The 22,061-nt window shown below is 62.6% G+C and carries 26 protein-coding genes; 12 read left to right on the top strand and 14 right to left on the bottom strand.

Translation table 11 applies throughout. The features are described from left to right. The first annotated feature begins 11 nt into the window (after positions 1-11). From AC1XDK_RS06650 to AC1XDK_RS06640, 3 genes are all read left to right on the top strand, one after another. A complete protein-coding gene (locus AC1XDK_RS06650; protein ID WP_483349030.1) occupies positions 12-998 on the top strand; it encodes a carbohydrate ABC transporter permease in 987 nt (328 codons plus the stop codon). Position 999: 1 nt separating this feature from the next. Beyond that, complete coding sequence (locus AC1XDK_RS06645) at positions 1,000-1,878, top strand: carbohydrate ABC transporter permease (protein WP_483349029.1); 879 nt, start codon at positions 1,000-1,002, stop codon at positions 1,876-1,878. Positions 1,879-1,948: 70 nt separating this feature from the next. Beyond that, positions 1,949-3,109 (top strand): ABC transporter ATP-binding protein, encoded by a 1,161-nt coding sequence (locus AC1XDK_RS06640; RefSeq protein WP_483349028.1) that lies wholly within the window; start codon positions 1,949-1,951, stop codon positions 3,107-3,109. A gap of 27 nt (positions 3,110-3,136) precedes the next feature. Here the strand turns inward: AC1XDK_RS06640 and AC1XDK_RS06635 are convergent, their stop codons facing one another. The 5 genes from AC1XDK_RS06635 to AC1XDK_RS06615 all read right to left on the bottom strand — a co-directional run bounded on the left by AC1XDK_RS06635 (position 3,137) and on the right by AC1XDK_RS06615 (position 6,610). After that, positions 3,137-3,385 (bottom strand): BolA family protein, encoded by a 249-nt coding sequence (locus tag AC1XDK_RS06635; RefSeq protein WP_483349027.1) that lies wholly within the window; start codon positions 3,383-3,385, stop codon positions 3,137-3,139. A 61-nt stretch (positions 3,386-3,446) separates the two neighbouring features. Continuing rightward, the gene (locus AC1XDK_RS06630) at positions 3,447-3,743 is read right to left on the bottom strand and encodes a hypothetical protein (RefSeq protein ID WP_483349026.1); all 297 of its coding nucleotides are present in this window, start codon (positions 3,741-3,743) and stop codon (positions 3,447-3,449) included. Between the two features lie 37 nt (positions 3,744-3,780). After that, the gene (gene fen, locus AC1XDK_RS06625) at positions 3,781-4,761 is read right to left on the bottom strand and encodes a flap endonuclease-1 (protein ID WP_483349025.1); all 981 of its coding nucleotides are present in this window, start codon (positions 4,759-4,761) and stop codon (positions 3,781-3,783) included. 108 nt (positions 4,762-4,869) lie between these two features. Next, complete coding sequence (locus AC1XDK_RS06620; RefSeq protein ID WP_483349024.1) at positions 4,870-5,952, bottom strand: DsbA family protein; 1,083 nt, start codon at positions 5,950-5,952, stop codon at positions 4,870-4,872. Positions 5,953-6,064: 112 nt separating this feature from the next. Beyond that, a complete protein-coding gene (locus AC1XDK_RS06615) occupies positions 6,065-6,610 on the bottom strand; it encodes a GNAT family N-acetyltransferase (RefSeq protein ID WP_483349023.1) in 546 nt (181 codons plus the stop codon). A 105-nt stretch (positions 6,611-6,715) separates the two neighbouring features. On the opposite strand from AC1XDK_RS06615, the gene AC1XDK_RS06610 reads away from it, so the two are divergent. From AC1XDK_RS06610 to AC1XDK_RS06600, 3 genes are all read left to right on the top strand, one after another. Beyond that, positions 6,716-7,306 (top strand): class I SAM-dependent methyltransferase, encoded by a 591-nt coding sequence (locus AC1XDK_RS06610; protein ID WP_483349022.1) that lies wholly within the window; start codon positions 6,716-6,718, stop codon positions 7,304-7,306. Positions 7,307-7,329: 23 nt separating this feature from the next. Further along, on the top strand, positions 7,330-7,749 hold the full coding sequence (locus tag AC1XDK_RS06605) for a DUF3054 domain-containing protein (protein WP_483349021.1): 420 nt from the start codon (positions 7,330-7,332) through the stop codon (positions 7,747-7,749). A 79-nt stretch (positions 7,750-7,828) separates the two neighbouring features. Next, the gene (locus tag AC1XDK_RS06600; protein ID WP_483349020.1) at positions 7,829-8,230 is read left to right on the top strand and encodes a pyridoxamine 5'-phosphate oxidase family protein; all 402 of its coding nucleotides are present in this window, start codon (positions 7,829-7,831) and stop codon (positions 8,228-8,230) included. A 10-nt stretch (positions 8,231-8,240) separates the two neighbouring features. Here AC1XDK_RS06600 and AC1XDK_RS06595 read toward each other — a convergent pair whose 3' ends face one another. Then, a complete protein-coding gene (locus tag AC1XDK_RS06595) occupies positions 8,241-8,882 on the bottom strand; it encodes an SdpI family protein (RefSeq protein ID WP_483349019.1) in 642 nt (213 codons plus the stop codon). A gap of 87 nt (positions 8,883-8,969) precedes the next feature. Here AC1XDK_RS06595 and AC1XDK_RS06590 point away from each other — a divergent pair, with 87 nt between their 5' ends. From AC1XDK_RS06590 to AC1XDK_RS06580, 3 genes are all read left to right on the top strand, one after another. Beyond that, a complete protein-coding gene (locus AC1XDK_RS06590) occupies positions 8,970-10,229 on the top strand; it encodes an OFA family MFS transporter (protein WP_483349018.1) in 1,260 nt (419 codons plus the stop codon). A gap of 276 nt (positions 10,230-10,505) precedes the next feature. After that, positions 10,506-10,727: a DUF8015 family protein gene (locus AC1XDK_RS06585; RefSeq protein ID WP_483349017.1), complete on the top strand. Its 222-nt coding sequence runs from the start codon at positions 10,506-10,508 to the stop codon at positions 10,725-10,727. A 167-nt stretch (positions 10,728-10,894) separates the two neighbouring features. Beyond that, positions 10,895-11,893, top strand: a complete 999-nt coding sequence (locus AC1XDK_RS06580; RefSeq protein ID WP_483349016.1) for an ornithine cyclodeaminase family protein — start codon at positions 10,895-10,897, stop codon at positions 11,891-11,893. A gap of 14 nt (positions 11,894-11,907) precedes the next feature. Here the strand turns inward: AC1XDK_RS06580 and AC1XDK_RS06575 are convergent, their stop codons facing one another. From AC1XDK_RS06575 to AC1XDK_RS06545, 7 genes are all read right to left on the bottom strand, one after another. Then, on the bottom strand, positions 11,908-12,330 hold the full coding sequence (locus tag AC1XDK_RS06575; protein WP_483349015.1) for a hypothetical protein: 423 nt from the start codon (positions 12,328-12,330) through the stop codon (positions 11,908-11,910). Between the two features lie 46 nt (positions 12,331-12,376). Continuing rightward, positions 12,377-12,637, bottom strand: coding sequence for a hypothetical protein (locus AC1XDK_RS06570; protein ID WP_483349014.1), 261 nt, complete (start codon positions 12,635-12,637; stop codon positions 12,377-12,379). A gap of 51 nt (positions 12,638-12,688) precedes the next feature. Then, complete coding sequence (locus tag AC1XDK_RS06565; protein ID WP_483349013.1) at positions 12,689-14,005, bottom strand: ATP-grasp domain-containing protein; 1,317 nt, start codon at positions 14,003-14,005, stop codon at positions 12,689-12,691. 73 nt (positions 14,006-14,078) lie between these two features. After that, complete coding sequence (locus tag AC1XDK_RS06560; protein ID WP_483349011.1) at positions 14,079-15,104, bottom strand: presenilin family intramembrane aspartyl protease PSH; 1,026 nt, start codon at positions 15,102-15,104, stop codon at positions 14,079-14,081. Positions 15,105-15,184: 80 nt separating this feature from the next. Further along, positions 15,185-15,412: an H/ACA ribonucleoprotein complex subunit GAR1 gene (locus AC1XDK_RS06555; protein WP_483349010.1), complete on the bottom strand. Its 228-nt coding sequence runs from the start codon at positions 15,410-15,412 to the stop codon at positions 15,185-15,187. Next, entirely contained in the window at positions 15,412-15,693 is a 282-nt protein-coding gene (gene srp19 / locus AC1XDK_RS06550; protein WP_483349008.1) for a signal recognition particle subunit SRP19, read from the bottom strand. Before srp19 ends, AC1XDK_RS06555 begins: the two co-directional genes overlap by 1 nt. A 618-nt stretch (positions 15,694-16,311) precedes the next feature. Further along, the gene (locus AC1XDK_RS06545) at positions 16,312-17,394 is read right to left on the bottom strand and encodes a PGF-CTERM-anchored ABC transporter substrate-binding protein (RefSeq protein WP_483349007.1); all 1,083 of its coding nucleotides are present in this window, start codon (positions 17,392-17,394) and stop codon (positions 16,312-16,314) included. A 60-nt stretch (positions 17,395-17,454) separates the two neighbouring features. On the opposite strand from AC1XDK_RS06545, the gene btuC reads away from it, so the two are divergent. Both btuC and AC1XDK_RS06535 read left to right on the top strand, forming a co-directional pair. Beyond that, the gene (gene btuC / locus AC1XDK_RS06540; protein ID WP_483349006.1) at positions 17,455-18,564 is read left to right on the top strand and encodes a vitamin B12 ABC transporter permease BtuC; all 1,110 of its coding nucleotides are present in this window, start codon (positions 17,455-17,457) and stop codon (positions 18,562-18,564) included. Next, positions 18,561-19,862 (top strand): ATP-binding cassette domain-containing protein, encoded by a 1,302-nt coding sequence (locus AC1XDK_RS06535; RefSeq protein ID WP_483349005.1) that lies wholly within the window; start codon positions 18,561-18,563, stop codon positions 19,860-19,862. Before btuC ends, AC1XDK_RS06535 begins: the two co-directional genes overlap by 4 nt. A gap of 35 nt (positions 19,863-19,897) precedes the next feature. Here the strand turns inward: AC1XDK_RS06535 and AC1XDK_RS06530 are convergent, their stop codons facing one another. Further along, positions 19,898-20,206 (bottom strand): hypothetical protein, encoded by a 309-nt coding sequence (locus AC1XDK_RS06530; protein ID WP_483349004.1) that lies wholly within the window; start codon positions 20,204-20,206, stop codon positions 19,898-19,900. Positions 20,207-20,570: 364 nt separating this feature from the next. Between AC1XDK_RS06530 and AC1XDK_RS06525 the strand changes: the two genes are divergently transcribed. After that, entirely contained in the window at positions 20,571-22,058 is a 1,488-nt protein-coding gene (locus AC1XDK_RS06525) for a phytoene desaturase family protein (RefSeq protein ID WP_483349003.1), read from the top strand. Positions 22,059-22,061 lie beyond the last annotated feature (3 nt).

Genomic DNA, 22,061 nt, shown 5'->3' with positions numbered 1-22,061 from the left:
ATGTTGTTATTATGATAGAAAGGATAAGAGATACGTACCAAACACTCACCGGAACGAGCGACGACGTTCGGACGGACGGTGGGACCACCACGACCGGAGGTTCGTCCAGTCGGTTCGATATGGGGCCGGATTTCCTCCGATCGCTCCCGTTCTGGCTCCCGCCGTTTCTGGTGATGGGATTTTTCGTATACGGAGCCATCGGCTGGAACTTCCTCGTCTCGTTGACGGACTACAACAGCTTTGTCCCGCCGAGCTACACGAACCTCGACTTCGAGATGTACACGCGGGCGTTCGGCGACTCGACGTTCATCATGGCGGCGCGGAACACGTTCGTCCTGCTCATCGTGTTCACCGTCGTTTGCCTCCTCGTCGGACTCGTGCTCGCGTTACTCATCGACCAGAAGATACGGTTCGAGAACACGTTCCGAACCATCTATCTCCTCCCGATGAGTCTGTCGTTCGTCGTCACCGCGCAGTTCTGGCTGTGGATGTACAACTACACCGACGGCCCCATCAACGTCATCATACGCGGATTGGGCGTGAAGAACCCGCCACACTGGATCAGCGACCCGAGCATCGTTCTCGGGTCGGTGATTTTGGCGCTCATCTGGCAGTTCAGCGGCTACGCGATGGTCGTCTATCTCGCCGGATTGCGCGCGATTCCGAACGACCACTTCGAAGCCGCGCGAGTCGATGGCGCTTCGACGTACCGACTCTATCGACGAGTCATCGTCCCGCAACTGAAGGGTGCGACCATCAGCGCGTCCGTCGTGCTGATGGTGTTCGCGCTGAAAGCGTTCGACTTCCTCTACTCGCTGACGGGGTCGTACTATCCGCCGAAGGGGTCGGACATTCTGGCAACGATGATGGTACGGCAGGCGTTCGGCTCGCCGAACAACACCGCATACGCGGCGTCCATCGGTATCATGCTGTTCCTGCTCGCCCTCGTCGTCATCGCACCATATCTCACGTTCCAGTACAAACGAGGTGAACTCTAAGATGGCAACCGATTCAAGCGATAGTTCGGTGTTCGACGTCAGCAACCTATCGAGCATGGGATACTCCCGTCTCCTCCTCTACGCGTCGATTCTCGCGCTGGTGGTGCTCTATCTCATCCCGATAGAAACCGGACTCGTGACGTCGCTCAAATCGAGTCCGCTCGGGTCGCTTCCGTACTTCCCGCCGGGGCCGTCGGGATTCACGCTCGTCCACTGGCAGGGCGCGTTCTCCCAACTCGTCTCGGGGCTCATCAACAGCTTCATTCTGGCGATTCCCGCGACGGTGATATCGGCGTTCATCGGCAGCGTCGCGGCATACGGGTTGACGAACCTGTCGTGGCGGCGTAAGACGCTGATTCTCGCGCTGTTCATCGCCGGGATTTTCATCCCGTATCAGGCGGTGTTGATTCCGCTTTCGAAGTTCTGGGCGGTCTACTTCCCGATTCACCAGCTGTTCGGGACGTACGGGCAGTTGCTCGAACTGATAATCTCGCACGTCGCGTACGGGATTCCCATCACGGTACTCCTGTTCAGGACCTACTACAAGGACATCCCGACGGAAATGTTGGAGGCGGCGGAACTCGACGGCGCGAGCGCTTTTGGCATCTACCGTCGTATCATCCTGCCACTGTCCGGCCCCATGTTCGCGGTGACACTCATCTACCAGTTCACGCAGGTCTGGAACGACCTCCTGTTCGCGCTGGTCGTGATGGGTCCCGGACCGGGTGCGCCGGTGACGATTCCGTTGGCACAACTCGGTGCAAGCCTCTCGAACGTCGGGTTCGGCATCCGAATGGCGGGCGCGTTCATCGCCGCCTTCCCGACGTTGCTGGTGTACGTCATGTTCGGCGACCAGTTCGCCGAGGGGGTTGCGACATGAGCGCCCCACGACCGGGAGTTTCGAACGTTCGACCGACAAACGACGATTCACACAACAGGGTGACAACACAATGACGCAACTCGAAATGGACGGCGTAACCAAGGTGTTCCGTGAGGGTGGCGGCGGCGAGATCGTCGCGGTTTCCGATTTCACGGTGAGTATAGACGACGGCGAATTTCTGGTCCTCGTCGGGCCATCCGGCTGCGGGAAATCGACGACGCTTCGAACCATCGCCGGATTGGAGTCGATAACCAGCGGCGAGATTCGGCTCGGAGAGGAATCCCTCAACGACAAGAAACCGGGCGAACGGGACATCGCCATGGTGTTTCAGTCCTACGCACTCTACCCCCACATGACCGTGCGCGAGAACATGCGCTTCGGTTTGGAGGAGTCCACCAGCATGGACAAGGGGGAGATGAACTCGATAGTCGAGGAGACGGCCGAGATGCTCGGAATGTCTGACCTCCTCGAGCGCAAACCCGGCGAACTCTCCGGCGGGCAACAACAGCGCGTCGCGCTCGGCCGGGCCATCGTCCGCGACCCGGAGGTATTCCTGATGGACGAACCGCTGTCGAACCTCGACGCGAAGCTTCGGTCGCAGATGCGCACCGAACTCCAGCGGTTGCAGGAGGACCTCGGCGTGACAACGGTGTACGTCACCCACGACCAGACGGAGGCGATGACGATGGGCGACAAAATCGCCATCCTCGACGACGGAAAACTCCAGCAGGTCGCCACGCCGATAGAGGCATACCACCAACCGGCAAACCGATTCGTCGCGGGGTTCATCGGCGAACCGTCGATGAACTTCTTCGAGATGCAGCGGGACGGCGACTCGCTTCTCGGCGAGTGGTTCGACTATTCACTGTCGCCGGAGACGGCGGACCAACTCGGCGACGCGGAGCGCGTGACGCTCGGCGTCCGCCCCGAAGACGTGGAACTCGTCGCCACCGGCGGTGGCGAACACGAGTTCGAAACCGTCGTGGACGTCGTCGAACCGATGGGCAACGAGAACAACGTGTACCTTCGGTTCGCGGGCGGCGACGAGTCGAAGACGATGGAGGAGCGTGAAACCTTCGTCGCCACGCTCAGCGGGATGCGGACCATCGAGGAAGGACAGGAAGTCGTCGCCCGGATTCCCGAGGAGGCGATACATCTGTTCGATACCGACACGGGAGCGGCGCTTCGTAACCGGCGTCTGGACCAAGAGGCGACGATTCCGAATCGGTGAGTTCGAACCGATTCGTGAACGAGTGACCTACCGCTCGTCGTACTCTTCCGGCGTGTAGGTCTTCAGTTCGAGCGCGTGGATGTCCGTCGTCATGTGATCGCCGAGCGTGTCGTACACCATCTGGTGTTGTTCGACCAGCGTCTTGCCGTCGAACGCGGGCGAGACGACGGTCGCGGCGAGGTGGTCCTCGTCGTGAACGCCGCGCGGATGGCTCACAGTCACGTCGGCGTCGTCCAGTCCGGATTCGATGAGTTCGGCGACTTCGTTCGCGTTCATGGGAACCCGTTTCCCGTGCGCGACCAAAAGACGAGGGGTTCGAGGGCGACCGGAGTTCGACTCAGGCGCGGACGATTTCGTCCAGTCGTCCGACCGTCTCGGCGTCCGGTTCCGTGTCGCCGTCGCCCGATAGGTCGATGCGTTCGACCGGCGGCCGGCGGTATTCCGTGTAGACGTTCCACACCGTTTCGTCGTCTTCCTCGACCGTGAACTCCTGAACGTCGTCTTCCGGTCGCCACACGCGCGTTATCTCCCCTTCGACGGTCCCACCGCTTCCCAATTTTTCCGGAGACCAGTCGAACGTGACTACCATTCCTTCCGCTATCTCGTTCGGTTCGAGCGTCCTGTCGGCCATCATCGACCGTACCCTCTCGAACTCCCTGAACGTACTGGCCCTACGTCCACTGGTCGAGGCCGGTCTGGGTGATGCTCTCCTCGATTCGTTCGAATCCGCGTTCTACCTCCTCCTCGTGGACCTTCCACTCCTCGGTGACGTACTCGCGCGCCGCGTCGATGTCCGGGTCCATCTCCGGGTCGAACTCGTACTCGTCGGTCACGTCGGGGTCGAGGAACATGCCGCGGATGACGTCCACGTTCTCGATGTACGCGTCCCGCTCTTCGAGGACGCCGAAGAGGTCCCCATGTTCCTTGACGCCTTTGAGCGCTGTCTTCGGGCCGACGCCCGAGACGCCCTCGTTGAAGTCGGTGCCACAGAGGATGGCGATGTCGACCAACTGCTCCCACGTGACGTCGTGTCCTTCGAGCGTCGCCTCGAAGTCCATCAGTTCGGGGTCGCCCTTGCTGGTCAGTTGCCGGAGCGTGAGCGGTGCGCCCAGTAGGAGCGCGTCGTAATCCTCCGTTCCGGCGTAATCGACGGCCCCCGTCCGAGCCATGTGTGCCGCCTGCGCCTCACCCTCCGCCGGTGCCTCGATGACCGGGACGTCGAGCAGGTCGAGGAGTTCCCGCGTCGTCTCCTGAATGACCGGCGTGAGTCGCTGGGTGTGTGCGTCGAGACGTGCGACTTCGACGGCGTCGCCCTCCTCGCGCGCCTCCTCCAATCGCTCCTCTAACTTCTCTCGCTGTTCGCGCCGGTCCTCGATTTCGTCGCTCTTGAGGTCGGTGACGTGTCCGTCGAAAACGAACACCGGCGTCAAATCGTGTTCGAAGAACTTCGGAAGGCCTTGGACGACGCCGACCAAGTTGGCGACTTCGGTGCCGTCCTCGGTGGTGTACACCTCGTCGCGGGTCCATTTGACCGTCGTCGTGAGGTACCGATAGAGCCAGTTGTGCGCGTCGATGGCAACGAGCGACCCCTCGATGTCGTCGAAGCTGATCTCTTCGAGGGATGCCAGCTGTCGAAGTGCGGAGTTTCCCATTTGCCGATGCTACGGGAGGAGAGGGTTTAAGCTCCCGTCTTCGACGCCGTGGAGCGCGGATAAAACGGGACGAACGTGATGAAATCGGTGGGACGGAATCCGTTTCGACTAGCTGTCAGAACCCGTCGTCGTGGTCGTTGTGTCGTTCGTCGTTCCGTCGCTTGTCGTGGTTGTCTCGTTGCTCGTCGTCGTACTTCCACCGTCGCTCGTAGTCGTCGAGGTGGTTCCGTCTGTCGTTGTACTGGTCGTCGTATCGGAACCGCCGTCGTCGCTCGTTGTGGAAGTCGTTCCGGACTTGCCCGTCGTGGTTTCGGACTCGCCGTCCGTCGTCTCAGTGGTCGTCGTGGTCGTTCCGGAGTCCGAATCCGACCCCTTTCCGAGCGCGTCGTCGAGTTGTGATTTCGTCTTCTTCGGTTCGACGGTCGGTGCCGTCACCGTGTCGCCGACGACGATGCGCGGGACGCGTGAAATCGGGATGTCGTGGACCTGCTCCATCGTCTTCTCGATTTGGGACTGGTAGTCTCCCGCCTCGACCTTCGAGGCGATTTCGGAGAGATTGCTCACATCCGACTTCTTTGCGATACGGGCGAGCGTCTCCATCGTCGCCCATCCCGGCGAACTGTTCTGGTTTTCGAACATGGTGCCGAAGAACGCCCAGTACGCCTTCGGGTCCTCGTTCCAGATGGCCAGTCCGGCGCGCGCGGCGCGCGGTTCGTCCGGGCCGTGGAATCCCTCGCCGTCCTCGTATGCGACGGCGCGGAACTCGATGGCGACGTCGCCGGGTTCGACGTACTCCTCGATGAGGGTCGGCAGGATGTGCAGGACGAAATCGTGCGTGTACGGGCATTTCCACGCGCCGTAAAACTTCGCCGTCACCGGGGCGTCGTCGGTCCCCATCGTCGCGTACGCGTGTTCGCTCGGCTTGCTCGGAAGCGGAACGGACCGATACGCCTCGGGCGACGGTTCTACCTTCTCGGGGGGACTCTTCTCGGTCTCCGTCCCGTTTTCACCCTCGTCTTCGGTCGAAGTCGTCGGGGCAAAGGTGTCCGTAGTCGTCCCCTGTTCACCACCGTTTCGTTCACTCGTCGACTTCGGGGAACCGTCGTCCTTGGAGAACGCCGAACAGCCGGCGATTCCGACCGACAGACCCGCCCCGATGACGCCGAGCACTCGTCTTCTATCGTCTCTCACTGCGATACGAGAAGGGATACACTATCTTCGTTAATTGGTCGTTAACGACTGAATGAACGCGCCAAGGGGCGTGAGAACTGAGAACGGTCGAATCAGGCACAGTCTACCGAATTCAGGCCCGTGGTGGACGGTCGTTTTCCTTCGACGCTAAAAACGCCTCTTCTCCCGGCGAGAGGTCACGTTCCCGGTAGCGGTCCAACCCGTCTTGATAGCGCTCTTCGTCCGGTTTCGGATGTTCCAAGACGAGTTCTGCCAATCCGGTTTCCTCGCCGGTAAAGCCGAACCCCGCACGATAGAGCGCCTGATACGCGTAGGGATTGTTTACCGCTATCTTCACCCGAGAAAACCCCCGGTCGTGAACGCGCTCCGTCGTGAATCGGGCGAGTTCGGACCCGATTCCTTCGCCGCGTCGGTCGGCATGGACCGTCACGTAGCGAAGCCACACCGTCCCGTCGTCGGTGCGGTCCTCGTTGAACGCGATGGCGGCGACGACCGATTCGTCGCCGAAGCCGACCGACAGGCGTTCCTCCTCCCGGGACGCGCGGGCGACGGCCTTTCCCGTGTTCGACATCACGAACTTACCAGCGTAGCTGAACCGTTCGTAATCGAGGCGCAGTTTCGGCCCGTCGGCCGGCCAGCCCAGTACCGCGTACTCCATGTCCCGTCGTTTCGACGCGACACACATCCATCCATCGGGCCGGTCGCGGGTGAACAGGTGTCGGTCCTCCGCCGGATTTTATGCGGTAGCGCGCGTCCGTCCGGTATGTCCTCCACCGACGGCGACATCGAACACTTCGACCGAATAGCACGGTTTTACGACTACTTCTCGCCGGACTCCGACTCCGACGTTCTCCGCGAGGGTCTCGAACAGGCGGAACGTCCGATAGAGCGAGTCGCCGATATCGCGGGTGGCACGGGGCGCGCCGTTCGAGCGTTCGACGTGGACGAGGGGTTCGTGGTCGATGCGTCGGCGGGCATGCTCGCACAGGCCCATGCGCGCGGTCTGACCTGCGTACGCGGCGACGCAACGCGACTGCCGCTGGCGAGCGAGTCCGTCGATGCCGCCGTCGTCTCCGACGCCCTGCATCACATCAGCGACCCGGACGCGACGTTCGCGGAAGTCGAGCGAATCCTCCGTCCGGGCGGCGTGGTCGTCGTCCGCGAATACAATCCAGCGACGGTTCGCGGGTGGTTCGTCGTCCGCGGTGAACACTTGCTGGGAATGGATTCGACGTTCTTCATGCCCGAGACGCTGGTACGAAAGTTGGACGCGGCAGGCCTCGTCCCTCGAGTCCGGAACCGCGGATTCGATTACACCGTGGCCGGCGTGAAGCGCACATCGGGAACGCCATAACCCCGGCGGTCCAACTCGGGGGCATGAGCAGTGCCTTCGGCACCCGGCGGTTCGACCGCTCGTCAACCACGGCAGGACTGGTCATCGGCGACGTGGTCGTGTTGGTGGTCCTCCTCGGAATCGGAGCGATGCGACACAACGAGAACATCCTCGCGAGTCCGGTCCACTTCGTTGGGACCGTCGCTCCGTTCCTCATCGGGTGGATAATCGCGTCGCTCGTCGTCGGACTGTACAGTTCGCGTGCGCGCCGGTCCGTTCGCAGTTCGGTGCTGTTCGCGGACGGAACGTGGGTCATCGCCGCCCTCATCGGGGCGGGCCTTCGCGCGACGTCGTTCTTCCACGGCGATTCGCCGCTCACCTTCGTCCTCGTCATGCTCGGCTTCGGACTCGTCTTTATGACCGTCTGGCGACTCGTGGCGGGCGTCGCGTCGAACGCGCTGTAACCCGGACTCCGCTGTTCTGCGAGCGAACCCTCCCCCCGTGGCCCGTAGCGTGAAGTGACTCCCGACTGTGGATTCCGTGATGTCATCCATCCCAGCGGAGTTTCGGGAGTTGTTCGAGAAACCGGTGTTCGCGTACTTCGCCACGCTCACGGCGGAGGGCCTTCCGCACGTGACTCCAGTGTGGGTCGATTACGACGCCGACGAGGACAGGGTGTTGGTCAACACCGAGCGCGGTCGGCGGAAGGAGCGAAACGTGCAGGAGAATCCGAAGGTCGGAATGGGGATGACGGACCCCGACAACCGCTACCGGGCGCTCTCCGTTCTCGGCGAGGTGGACGAGATAACCGAGGACGGTGCCCGCGAACACATCGACGAACTCTCGCAACGATACACCGGCGAGGAGTATCAACCCGAAATTCAAACGGCGCGTGTCCTCCTCAAAATCCGGCCCGACGAGGTCATCGCTCACGGCGGGGACTGAGGAGTCGCGTTCAGGCGGTGACGCGCCGATACTCGACGTAGGAGTACAGCGTGAGGTAGACGGAAATGAGGAGAACCGGCCCGACCATCAGGTAGATGGCGTAGCGCGGGACGAAGACGGCGAGGACGGCGATGACGCCCGCCAGTTTGAACAGCGGTCCAGCACGCCTGTGGGTTCTCTTCCACACGTCGTCGTTCGAGAGCGTCCACGGAGTTTTGACGCCGATGAACCAGTTGCGTTCGACGCGACTCATCAGCGCGCCGACGAAGTAAAACAGCACGCCGATGGCTGGCGAGAGGACCATCGTGAAGTCGAACCGGTAGCCGAGGTTCCACAGGATGACCAACAGGTGGACGTACAGCATGAAGGCCGTGAACAGGACGACGAACAGGTCGTAGTACTCACGGAACGCCGCGACGTTCTCTCGGAGCGGGTCGATTCGCGGAATCGCGGCGAACAGGACGAGGAGGCCCGCGGTCAACGTCGGGAGAAACAGCAGGCCCCACAGTTTCGGCATCGTCCCGTCGGCGACGCCGTTCGCGTTCCAGTGGGTCGCCATCTGTCCGGGCATCCGAGGGTAGTAGTACGCGCTGAGGCAGAACGAAACGAGGACGAGCGCGACTGCCACGAAATACGATTTTCTCGCCTCCATATTCGATAATTGTTCGTATTCTATTATAAACCTACGCGGGTTTCCTCAAACACAACCCTGATTGACCTCCGGTCGGTCCGTTTCGCCATGAGTACTACCGATATCGATTATTCTGCACGTGCAAAGGACGTGCTCGGGTTCTCCAGATGGTGGCAGGTCGCCGCCGCCGTCGTGATGATGGGACTCGTCAGTCCCTACCAGTACGTCTGGTCGTCCATCCGCTCGCCGATGGCAGACCACCTCGCCATCGACCCGGGGGCGCTCGGCGCGGTGTTCACCCTCTTCGTCATCTTTCAGGCGGGGTCACAGTTCCCGGTCGGGTGGTGGCGCGATAGACACGGGCCGCGCGCGTTGACGTTGCTCGCCGGTATCCTCGCCGGTGGGGGGTATCTCGGCCTGTCGCGTGCGACGAGCGTCTGGCAGTTGTACGTCCTCTATTCGTTGGGCGCGATAGGCGTCGGCATCGTCTACACCGTCGCGGTCAACACGGCACTCAAGTGGTTTCCGGACCGCCGCGGTCTGACGACCGGACTCGGAACGATGGCCTTCGCGGGCGGGAGCGCGTTGGTCGTTCCGTACGTCCGAGCGAACGCGACTGCGTCGAGTTACTCCGGCGTCCTCCGGAACATGGGCCTGCTCATCGGCATCGGGATTCTCGTCGGCGCGGTGGTGCTTCGGGACCCGCCGAAGGGATGGCTCGAAGCAACCACTGACGGCGGCGACGAGGATTCGAAGTCGGACGTGACCGCCGGAAAGCAGTACACGTGGCGCGAGATGGCCGGGACGTGGCAGTTCTGGGTGATGTACGTCATGTTCGTCTGCGCCAGCGGGGCGGGACTGATGTTGACCGCGAAGGTCGTCTCGTTCGCCGAAAACCTCGGTTTGGCCGCGATAATTGCGACGGTCTCCGCGACGGTGTTGCCGGTCGCGGGTGGCGTCGGTCGCCTGCTCGTCGGGGACGCCTCCGACCGCCTCGACCGCGAGAAGGCGATGGCGGCGTCCTTTTTCCTCTGTGGAATCGGCCTGTTCGCGGTCGTCTGGTTCGCACGCGCGCGGTCGAACGTCGGGTTCATCTTCGCCGTAATCGTCGCCACCTTCTTCTGGAGTCCGCAGTACACGCTGTTCCCGAGCGTCGTGGGCGACTACTACGGCCGGGAACACTCCTCGGCGAACTACGCGCTTCTCTACTCCGGCAAGATGTGGGGAGGGCTGTTCGGTGGGGCGGTGGCGGGCTTTCTCATCACGGCGACGAGTTGGACGCTCGCCTTCCTCGTCGGCGGCGTTCTCGCTATCGTGGCAGCCGTCGGCGCGCTGTTCCTCCGCCCGCCGTCGGACGCGAGCGCCTAATTATTCAAGACGGTTTGCTCCGAAATATTCAACCAATCGACATCGTGGTTACGGTTAACACGATTTTGCCGGAGTGGATGATTACTACTGAGCATTTCGTTGGCCGATTACTGTGGCGTATTCGTGCGTTTCAGCCTCTGTATTCCGAATGAATCCTTATAAGTTATGGATGCTTTATCCGTAGATTCCTGAGAGCATTCCCAAGTCATACAGGAAACAGCTGCTTTTCCTATGGGAAACAGTTATATACCTACCCCGCATATTATAGAATACATTATGACTGGATACTACGACCTCATTCTTGGACTGATCCCACTCGCACTCGTCGGCGTAACCGGAGCGTTCAGCGTGGCCGGACTCGCACTGACCACCGCAGTTCCGCTCGGAGCGACCGTTTCGGTCCTCCTCATCGGACACGCACTGTTCGTTAACGGCCCCGTCGATAAAGCGCCCGCACCGAACCCACAGTCGTCCACGCCAGTCAACTCCGCTGACTAATTCGGCTTCCTCTCAGTTTTATCCCTCTCTCCCTTTCCTCTTCTTTCCCTTCTTTCGATACTTCCCTCGCTACCGTCCGGTCCGTTTATTACTTCCGACCTTCACTTACTCTCCATTCCGTTCCGTTTCCCTCAACGGTTTTGTCGCTGGCATTCGTTGTGGGAGCCATGACCGAGACGCTGGTTCTGACGAGCGACGACGTCGCTGGATTGGCCGAAATGGACGAATTCGTCGATGCCGTCCGTGACGGCTATCGCCAGCGAGGAGTAGGCGCACCCGCGAAGCCCCGGACGACGTTAGTGAACGACGACCCGGCAGGGATGTTGACCGGCTACTCCGCGATTCTCCCGGAAACCGGTGCGATGGGCGGTTACATGTACTCCGCCGGGTTCGGTGCGGGCGACGCGTGGTTCATGACACCGCTGTTCGACTCCGAGAGCGGCCGGCCACTCGCGCTCATCGACGGGGCGAGCATGAACCCCTTCAAGACGGGCGCGGCGGGGGCAGTCGGACTCGACGCCCTCGCCCGCGAGGACGCGACGTCCCTCGCCATCATCGGCAGCGGCGCACAGGCACGCGGACAACTCAAGGCCGCCGTGACCGTCCGCGACGTCGAAACAGTCTCCGTCTTCTCGCCGACGAAGGAAAACCGCGAATCGTTCGCGGCCGAGATGAACGAGGCGCTCTCGGCGTCCGTCGCCGCCGTCGCCAGCAGCGCCGCGGCCGTCGAGGATTCCGACATCGTCATCACCGCGACCACGGCCAGCGAACCGGTGTTCGACGGGGACATCCTCGAAGACGGAACGCACGTCACCGCGATGGGCCAATATCACCCGGAAAAGCGCGAACTCGACGCGAAGACTATCGAACGCGCCACGTACGTCCCCGACCTCCGCGAGCGAGCGACGCAGGACGCCGGGTCGTTCCTCGCCGCGGTGGAAGACGGCGCGGTGGACGAAGACCACATTCACGCCGAACTCGGGGAGGTGGTCGCGGGGGAGAAACCGGGCCGAGAATCCGAAGACGATATCACCGTCTTCGACAGCGGCGGAACCGGCATCGAAACCGTCGCGTCCGCCTACATGCTCTACGAAAAAGCCCGCGAGAAGGGACTCGGTTCGACGATTTCGCTCTCACCCGCGAGCGAAGCACTGACCGGTGAGTAGTGGAACGGTTCAGTTCACGACCGTGAGCCGACCCACGCACCGAGCGCGAGGCCGTACATCGCGTGCCCGGCGTGAAATATCGTGGACTCGTCCTCTTCGAGCGAGATGCCCACCAACCGGCCGAGCATGACTCGCTCGCCGAACACCGAGAGAAGGAGTCCGTAGCCGAGGCCAGCTATGAGTCCCTCCGTCTCGGTGTCGAGTGCCGAGTTCGACCCTTCGCCGAACGGTATCGAGAAGAGACATCCGGCGAGACCACCGTACAGCAGGTGGAGCGCTATCGCGCCGGTCGTGTGGTCCTTCGGTTCGCCGCCGAGATAGTTCGCGAGGAACTTCCCCGTCGGTGGATACGACAGGGAAATCGATTCCCGAAACGCCGTCATGACGACGGTGCTGAAAAGTCCACCTACGAACCCGTTTTTTACGCTCGGAAGCATACTACAAACCCACGAGGGCCGCGTGGATAGCTGTGGTGGCAGGGGGTTAGACCGACCACCCGAACTGCTCTTTCGCCTTCTCGACCGCGCTTTCGACCTTCTTTTCGAGTTCGTCGATGGAGCGTTCGACGTAGTGGACCCGCTCGCGCGGAACCCGTCGAACGACGTCGTCGCCCTCGTCGTTTTCGCCGACCTTGAGGAGCCAATGGTCGTCGAAGTAGACGATGTCGTCGTTCTCGACTTCTCGTTCGATTACCTCACCGTTCGGGTCGTCGTAAACGATGGTCGCCGTCCCTGTGTCTGGCATCGTTCGTTCGTGAGGCGAGTGAACGGAAACCTCCTTTGGCCGGAAACGAACTCACTCCTCCTTCGCGCGGCGACGGATATCGACGCGATAGTCGGCGAGCACGTCACGCCCGAGAATGAGGTGGTGTCGCATGTGACTTCGGTCCTCGACGCTGGCCGTGACCCGGTGCCAGTGCCCGCCGATTCCGATGTCGACGTCGACCAACGGCCGCGTTCGGCGCGTCTTCGCGCTTCCGAACTTCACGGCGGCGCTGCTCTTGATGGGACCCGCGCCGACCCGCGACGCGAGGTCGATGCCGATGCTCGTTCGGGTCGCGCCGGTGTCCGCCTTGGCGATGGTAGACTCCGCATCGCGGGTTCCGTTGACCGTCACCCACTCCGTGTAGCCGACCGTCCGCCGTCCGTCGGACGCGTTCGAATCGTCGGGCTTGCAACCGGGAATCGAGTCGTCCAGCGTCCGCGAAACCTCGTCGACCCGCTCGGACGAAACGTCACCGCCGGCCCACTCGATTGCGTAGCGGGCGATGAACGGGGCCGCGCTTTTACCGGTCGCGCGGAAGAGTCCGGTAAACCCCGCTGTCGGGTTGACCTCGAGGACGTACCAGTCCCCGTTCCACTCCATCACGTCAACGCCGGCGACGTCGAGGTCGAGGATGCGCGTCGCGTCCCGAGCGATGGACCGAACTTTCTCCGGAATGTCGTTCGTCACGTCCTCGGGCGTCCCGCCTCGCGCGACGTTCGTTCGCCAGTCGCCGTTCGGGGCCGACCGACGCATCGCGCCGACGATTTCGTCGCCGATGACGTACACCCGAACGTCGGACTGTCTCCCATCCTGGTCGAGAAAGCGCTGGAGGAACGTGTGTCTGTTGCCGACTACGGGCGTCGGGTGCTTGCTCCTCTCCATCTTCCACGCGGTTTCGCCGTGTGTGCCGATACCGGCCTTCTGTAGCATCGGTCCGTCGACGTAGCGACTCCCCTCAGCGAACGTGGCCGCGGACAGGCCGAGGTACGAATCCGGCGTTTTGACGCCGTAGTTCGACAGTCTGACCGCGGTCGCGTATTTGTGAATCGCGGTCAGCACGGCGTCCGGTCGATTGACCATCGGGCGAAGTCCGGCGACCGCGTTGGCGATTTCGAGGTGTTCGAGCGGGTGCTCCGCGGTCGTCAACAGCAGTCGATTGACGACGACGTCCACGTCCGGGTCGAGTCGCGGCTCGTCGTCGATTACCTGAATCCGGGTGTTTCGCTTTCGAAGCCAGACGGGGCTGTGTCCGAGGTCCTCCACCGCGTTCAAAATCGCCTTCGTCTCCTTGCTGTTGTGAAAACTCAGGACGCCGACCCGAACCGTGGTGTCGAGCGTGCGTGTCATAGACGACCTAGGAACGGTGTGAGCCTGTCCGTTTCGTCGGTCGGAAAACGTGAGAAGTCCGAAAACGGTCCTATTATAGCCCGAGCGCTTTCAACAGCGGAATTCCGCTCGCCAGCGCGCCGAGGAGGTAGCCGCCGATAGCGCCGCCGTTCAGGAGGGGCAGTCCGGCGTGTGCCCGGCCTTTCATCACCATCCAGAGGAGGACGACCAGTCCGAGGAGCGTCCCGACCATCGCGGTCAGGGCGGGCAGGTTGAGCGCGACACCCGAAACGAGCGATTTGGCGGGGGAGAAGAAGGCCGCGCTGGCGACCATCACCGTCGGCATGACGGCGTCGCCGAGTCCGATGAAGAAGGCGTCCCGACTGTGGTCTTCGGCGACCGCTCCGCCCTCGGCGTTCTCGCCGCCGCTCACCGCCTGTTCGTCGGCCGATTCGTCCAGTTCGTCCTCGTTCACCGCTCCTTCGCTCGTGGCCTGTACCGTGTCTTCGATAAAGGAGTAGGAAAGCGACAGGGGAATCACGAGGATGACGGGTATCTTCAGGTCCATCACGCCCGAGGCGAGCGTCAACATGTGTTCCGTCCCGTAGACGCTGATGGCGTCGTACACCGCGAGTACCGCGAGCAGGAGAATCGCAGGGAGCAAACCGAAACTGATGCCGAACAGGCCTGCCGACCCGGCCCCCATCACGACGCCCGCCGAGTCGATGACGTACCACTCCGGATAGAACAGAAGGGCGACCGAAACGAGCGCGGCGACGCCCCAAGCGAGGACGTTGAACGCCGTTCCGCCGAGCGTTACGGTCACGACGTCCGGAATCACCACGCTGAACACGTAGAGCGAGAGCATCCCGCTCGTGACGATGATGATGGCTCGGAGAATCCACTCCACGCCGAGTTTGATGACCAGCAACATCCCCGCCGTGAAGACGAGGATAACGCCGATGTAGACGAGGCTGTTCGTCGGGTTCGACGGGTCCTCCACCGTCTGGTAGCCGGCCGATTTGAACGGCTCTACCAGCGCCAACGCGCCGAGTTGCACCGTCAAAAAGATGGCGACGGTGAATCCGGAGGCGACGAACTCCCGCGTTCGAGTATCCATACGCGGAGAAGGAAGTGCCCCCTCTTTGCGGTTTTGGGTTCGTCGGACGACTGGTAGGTCACGAACCGTACACGAAACCGCTAGCGGGCGTAGAGTTTCGACCCGACGAGGGTCGCGAGTTGCGTCTCCTCGTCCGGCGACACCGCCACGTACGGCCGCGAAACGGGGCCGAACACGTCGACGACCCGGCCGACCGTCGACAGTCCCTCGTCCACCACCGTCGTTCCGATGTTCGGATACTCCTCGCTCGGCGACTGTACGATGGCGAGTCCCTGTGACGTCCGAACGACCTGTCCAAGTCGCTGCATCAGTTGCGCATGGCCGTGACGTACGCGGCGACGGCCTGAATGAGGTCGTTCTTGGAGGAGTCGTCGGCGTTCTGCACCAAGACGCGACCACGCGCTTCCCACCCCTCGCGGGAGTAGGCCTTGTCGCGTTCGATGACCGTGTCGTAACCGACTTGTTGCACCGCTCGGGCAATCTCGTCCACCGTCGGGTCCTCGACGGCGGACCGCTGGGGCACCCGCCGCCCTTCGCTGCGGGTCAACGCCGCGTCGATGTAGGCGGGCCAGATGACTATCTCGACCATACCTACCTCTCCACAGTCCCGCGTTAAACGCCTTTTCGTGTCACGCCGACTCGGAAATCGACGCGACGAGACGGTTTTGGTGTTGATGGTTTTTCTACGATGAATTCCCAGAAAGCCCCCGACATTCTTGTGGCTGTTCAGAGACATCTCGATTCGGCCCAAAACCGCGCGCCTCATCGAGAGAGGCCGCTGAAGCAACCACGAAAGCGCAAGCGGTCGGCCCCTTTCGTCCCCGCGAGGAACGAGCGGGGGGTTGAAAGACGAAGTCTTTCAGAAGTCCTCCCGGCACCACACCGCGTGCTCGCGGTTTCGCCAGACTCCGTCTGGCTGACTGCCGAGCGTTGCTCGGCAATTTCACCGCTCGCTTTCGAGGTTTCGAAGAAACCTCGCACGCCACATCCTCCCCAACCGATTCCTTCGCATTCGCTCGGTCATCCCTCACACGCTGTCAGCACAACCCTTCGGACGGCGTGTCCTCGGGGTTGTGCCAGCGCGCGCCATGTGGTTCGATAAACCGAGTGCAAGGTAGCCAACGAGTAGTGGTTCGAGAAACGGGCTTTCGAGGGCATCGTTGGGGCGTGCAAAACCGACGTCGAAAATTTAGACGAACCCTAATCCTCAGTCGCGCCGCGTCAGCAGTCCGACCAGCGCGACGGCGACGATTGCCACGGGAACGCCGAAACCGGGTTGACCGGAGGACTGCGTCGTCGTGGCGGCGTTCGTGGTCGTGGTCGTCTTCGAGTCCGCGTCCGTGGACGTCTCCGACGTGTCCGCCGTCGTCGTGGTGACGTTGGCCTGTGCGTACGCTTCCGGGTGGAGCGTCTTCGCCAATTTCGTAATCGGCGTGACGATTTGCGGGGCGGGTTGGCTCACGTAGTTCGGGTTCAGCGCGATTGTGTCGTTCCCCTTCGCGGCCGGGGTGTCGCTGTAATCCTCGGGAACCTTCGCACCAGCCGAAACGATGAACCACTCGGGTTGCTGTTCGACGACGACTTCGCTACTTATCTGCTGATATCCCTCGATTCCGGCTTCCGCGGCGACGTTAGTCCCGCCTGCCTGCGTGATGATGGTGTCCATGAACGTGCCCTTCCCGGCGGTGAATCCGCCACTCATCACGTACATGACTTTGGGGCTGTCCTCGCCCTCGACGGCCTGATGGACGGTGTCGATGCGGTTTTTCATCCACGAGACGGTTTCCTTCGCACCGCCGCACTCGCCGGTGAGTCGGCCGATGCGTTCGGTCTTCGCGTAGATGTCGTCGATGGACTTCGACTCGCGGAACTTGTACACCGTCAGCCCGGCACTCCGGAGCTTTTTCACCGTCTCGTCGGAGATGACGTTCGGCGCGAGAACGAGGTCAGGGTTCAGCGAGACGACCTTCTCGGGAACGACCGCCGTCATCCCTGCACCCGAGACGTTCGCTTTCGCGCTCGCCCCGTCGAGGTACGCGGAGTATTTCGAGACGCCGACGACCTTGTCCTTCCCGCCGATCTTCCACATCGTCTGGGCCGCGCTCGGCGAGAGCGTGACGATTCGGTTCGGTTCCTCCTCTATCGTGACTTTCGTGCCCATCGCGTCGGTCTTCGTGACCGGGAACGAGCAGGTTTCCTGCGCACCGGCGACGCCCGCGCCGACGCCGACTCCGAGGGAGCCGACGGTCGCGGCGAGGAGCACCAGTGCGGACAGCAGTAGGTGTCGCATACATCGGGCGTCGAGCGTATTCAATAAATATTTACCTAAAGCAACTTCACTTTCAAACAGATGCGATACGGGACGCGCGTGACGACGTGGTGTGCGGGATTGGCGGCGACGCTCGTCGCCGTCGTGTTAGTGAGCGCGGCCATCGGTCCGACGTCGCTCTCGCCCGTCGTCGTCGGGAAGGCCATTCTCAATGCAGTCGCGGTACCGACCGGTCTTCGATTCGGAACGCGGGCGCTCGTCGTGCCCGGTGGGTTGACCATCGGCGTCCCCACGTTCGACTTCCGATACAGTCACCTCTTCTCCTTTGCGGCCCCACACACCGCCGAAATTATCGTCGTTCGGCTTCGACTGCCACGAATCGCCCTCGCCGGTGTCGTCGGGTTCGCCCTCGCTACCGCGGGCGTCGTGATGCAGGGGTTCTTCCGCAATCCCATGGCCGACCCGTCGATTATCGGCGTCTCCTCCGGAGCGGCCGTCGGTGCGGTTGCGACCATCGCGCTCTCGATTTCGATACCCTTCGCGCTCCCCCTGTTCTCGTTCGGCGGCGCAATCGTCGCCGCCTTCGCAGTGTACCTGCTGGCGACGCAGAACGGGCGAACGCCAGTCGCCACCCTGCTCCTCGCCGGTATCGCCGTACAAACCCTCCTCGGTGCCGTCGTCTCCTTCCTCCTCCTGCGAAGCGGTCGAAGCCTCCGCGAAGCCGTGTTGTGGCTGATGGGCCACCTCCACAACGCCTCGTGGACGAAAGTCTGGATAGCACTCCCCGTCGCCGTCCTCGGCTTCGTCGTCCTCCTCGCGTTCGCCAGCGACCTCAACGTCCTCCTACTCGGCGAGGAGGACGCCCACAACCTCGGCGTCGAAGTCGAGCGGACGAAGCGCCTGCTGTTGACCGTCGCCAGCGTCGTCACCGCCGCCGCCGTCGCGGTGTCGGGCGTAATCGGCTTCGTCGGCCTCGTCGTCCCGCACGTCATGCGCCTGTTGGTCGGCCCGGACCACCGAATCCTGCTCCCCACCAGCGCGCTCGCCGGGGCCGTCTTTCTCGTCGCGACCGACACCGTCGCCCGGTCGGCCGTCGGCGCGGCGGAACTCCCCGTCGGCATCGTCACCGCCTTCCTCGGCGCGCCCTTCTTCCTCTATCTGCTCCGAAAACGCGAGGTGCGCTCGCTGTGATTCGAATCGAGGACCTCTCGATAACGCTCGGCGGCACCGAAATCCTCGACGGCGTGTCGTCCGACGTCGACGACGGACGGTTCGTCGGCCTCGTCGGACCGAACGGTGCTGGAAAAACGACGCTCCTCCGCGCCATGAACGGCGTTCTGTCCCCCGACTCGGGACGCGTCCTCGTGGACGGCGAGGCCATCGGTTCCCTCTCCTCGAAGGCCGCAAGTCGCCGCGTGGCGACGGTGCCACAGGACACCTCGCTCTCGTTCGACTTCGACGTACGCGACGTGGTGGCAATGGGTCGAAACCCGTACCGAACGCGCTTCGGAAGCGAAATCAGGGTAGAGGGGACCCGAAACGACGGAACGGACAGGGAAACGGGAACGGACGGGGAAACGGAGACGGACATCGTGAAACGCGCGATGGACCGAACCGAGGTGTCCTCGTTCGCCGACCGGTCCATCACCGAGGTCAGCGGCGGCGAGCGCCAGCGCGTGTTGCTGGCGCGAGCGCTCGCACAGGACACCCCGGTCCTCCTGTTGGACGAACCGACGGCCAGTCTCGACATCAACCACCAAGTCCGGACGTTCGAACTCGTCCGCGAACTCGTCGCGGACGGAAAAACCGTCGTCGTCGCGATTCACGATTTGAACCTCGCCGCCCACTACTGCGACGAACTCCTGCTCCTCTCGAGCGGGTCGGTACTCGCTAATGGGCCACCTACAACCGTCCTCGAAGAGGAAACCCTCCGCGAAGCGTTCGACGCCCGCGCAGTCGTCTCCCGACACCCCGTCACCGGTTCGACGTACGTGACGGCACTGCCCGAGCGACCGGCCGGAAGCAACGGTGACGACGGCACGGGCGTCGGCAACGGCCGAGTTCACGTCGTCGGGGGCGGCGGAACTGTCTCGCGTCTCCTCTATCTGCTTTTCGCGGCGGGATACGACGTGTCCGTCGGCGTGCTGAACGAGGGCGATTCGGACCTCGAAACCGCACGATTACTCGGCCTCGATGCGGTGACGGAAGAGCCTTTCGCACCCATCGGAACGGACGCGCGGGCCGCCGTCGAACGACGGATTCGTTCGGCCGACGTGACCGTCCTCGCAGACGTGGAAATCGGGGCGGGCAACGTGGCGAATCTGGAAGCCGTTGCCGACGCCGAGTCCGTCGTCGTCGTGGAGGAACGTCCCTTCGAGGAGCGAAACTACGCCGGGAGCGACGCGGCGGTGCGATACCGGGCGCTCCGTGAACGGGGAACGGTCGTCTCCCCGGACGATTTGCTCTCCGCGGTTTCCGACGCGATGTGACCCGCTGTGGCCGAACGGGACGCTCGCGTCGGGAGTCAGGTCCGATTCGCGTGGCGTCGCTGCACCAGTTCGAACAGCATCAGGGCGGCGAAGACGCTCGCGGCAAGCATGACGATGGCCGCGATGCCGACCGGAACGGACGGCGCGACGACCGCCGCGGTTCCGAGGAGGGCACCCGAGAGGAGCGCCGTGAAAAACCGCTTGACGCCGCTGAGCGAGGCGAACGACTGTGCGACCGTCGGGTCCAAACCGACGATTCGTGACCAGACGACGTACAGCGAAACGACGGCGAGAAACGAGAGCGCGGCGACACCCAGCAACAGAAAGAATGCGTCTAACTCCACGTGGGATTGACCCTGTTGATACTCATGGCGGGCCGTCGACACATAAGCCTATCGAAGGTTTTCATAGAAAGCAAGGGAGAGAGTGCCGTGTGGGTCTACGTTCTCTCGGGATGAGAACTTTCGTGGGAGGATTGGTGACACTTTGGGAGGAAGCCAACCTCCCGCCAGAGCCTCCGGCGCCGCCGAGATTCACGTTCACACTGACACACTGAACGCGCCCGAGTCAGGAAGGGGCGCATCCTACCGTAGGACACACGCCACCTTTGTTATACGCCGGCTAAACGGCCGAAAATCCGACTATATTCGCGTGAAACCCAACACGTACGGGAGTCGTTTTTATCTGACTCGAACCCGGACATCCGGTATGAATCTCGCGGACAGCACCGTGGTCGTCGTCGGGAGTGGCTTCGGTGGGCTTTCGACTGCGTGTTATCTCGCCGATTCGGGGGCGGACGTGACGGTCCTCGAAAAGAACGAACAGTTAGGCGGGCGCGCGAGCAGGTTGGAAGCGGACGGGTTTCGGTTCGACATGGGACCCTCGTGGTACCTCATGCCCGACGTGTTCGAGCGGTTTTTCGGGCACTTCGACCGCACGCCGGGCGACTACTACCGACTCGAACGACTCGACCCGTACTATCGCATTTTCTTCAAAACCGACGATGAGGGAACCGACGCCGTCGATATTCTCCCCGAGCTAGAGAAGAACAAGGCGGTGTTCGAGTCCATCGAACCGGGCGCTGGCGAGGCGTTGCAACGGTATCTCGACCAATCCGAACGGAACTACGGCGTCGGGATGGAACACTTCGTCTACACCGACCGCTCACGGTTCCGGGATTACGTCTCGATGGACGTGGCGAAAAACGCCCGCGGACTGAACCTCCTCGGGTCGATGCAGGACCACGTCGAGAAGTACTTCGAGAACCCGCGACTCCAGCAGATAATGCAGTACACGCTGGTCTTCCTCGGCGGGTCGCCGAACAACACGCCCGCGATTTACAACCTGATGAGCCACGTCGATTTCAACCTCGGCGTCTACTACCCCGAAGACGGCCTCGGCGGCGTCGTGGACGGCATCGTCGAACTCGCCGAGGAGTTGGGCGTCGAGTTTCGGACCGACTACGAGGTGACGGACATCACGGGCAACGAGGGCGACTTCTTCGTCCACAGCGGCGACGAACGACTCGCCGCCGACCTCGTGGTGAGCGACGCGGATTACGCTCACACGGAACAGGAACTCCTCCCGCCGGAGTCCCGCCAGTACGACGCCGACTACTGGGAGTCACGGACGTACGCGCCGTCGGCGTTCCTCCTGTATCTCGGCGTCGAGGGCGACGTGGAACCGCTCGCTCACCACACGCTCGTCCTGCCCGAGGACTGGAACGCCCACTTCGAGGAGATATTCGACGACCCGTCGTGGCCGGACGACCCCGCCTACTACCTCTGCGTGCCGAGTAAAACCGACGAAACGGTCGCGCCCGACGGCCATAGCAACCTGTTCGCGCTCGTTCCCATCGCACCCGGACTCCCCGACGGCCCGGCGATACGCGAGAAGTTCCGCGAAAAGCTGTTGGACGACATCGAGACGAACACGGGCGTCTCGCTTCACGACCGCATCGTCTTCGAGAAGTCCTTCTCCGTCTCGGAGTTCGCCGACCGCTACAACAGCACGAAGGGAACCGCGCTCGGACTCGCCCACACGCTCCTGCAAACCGGGCCGATGCGTCCCGGCCATCGCTCGCCGAGGGTCGACGGCCTGTACTTTACCGGGTCGTACACGACGCCCGGCATCGGCGTCCCGATGTGTCTCATCGGCGGCCAGCACACCGCAGACGCCATAGTCGAGGATTACTAACTC

It is taken from the genome of Haladaptatus sp. HS23, assembly GCF_056892285.1.
This window is presented reverse-complemented; position numbering and strand designations above follow the sequence as displayed.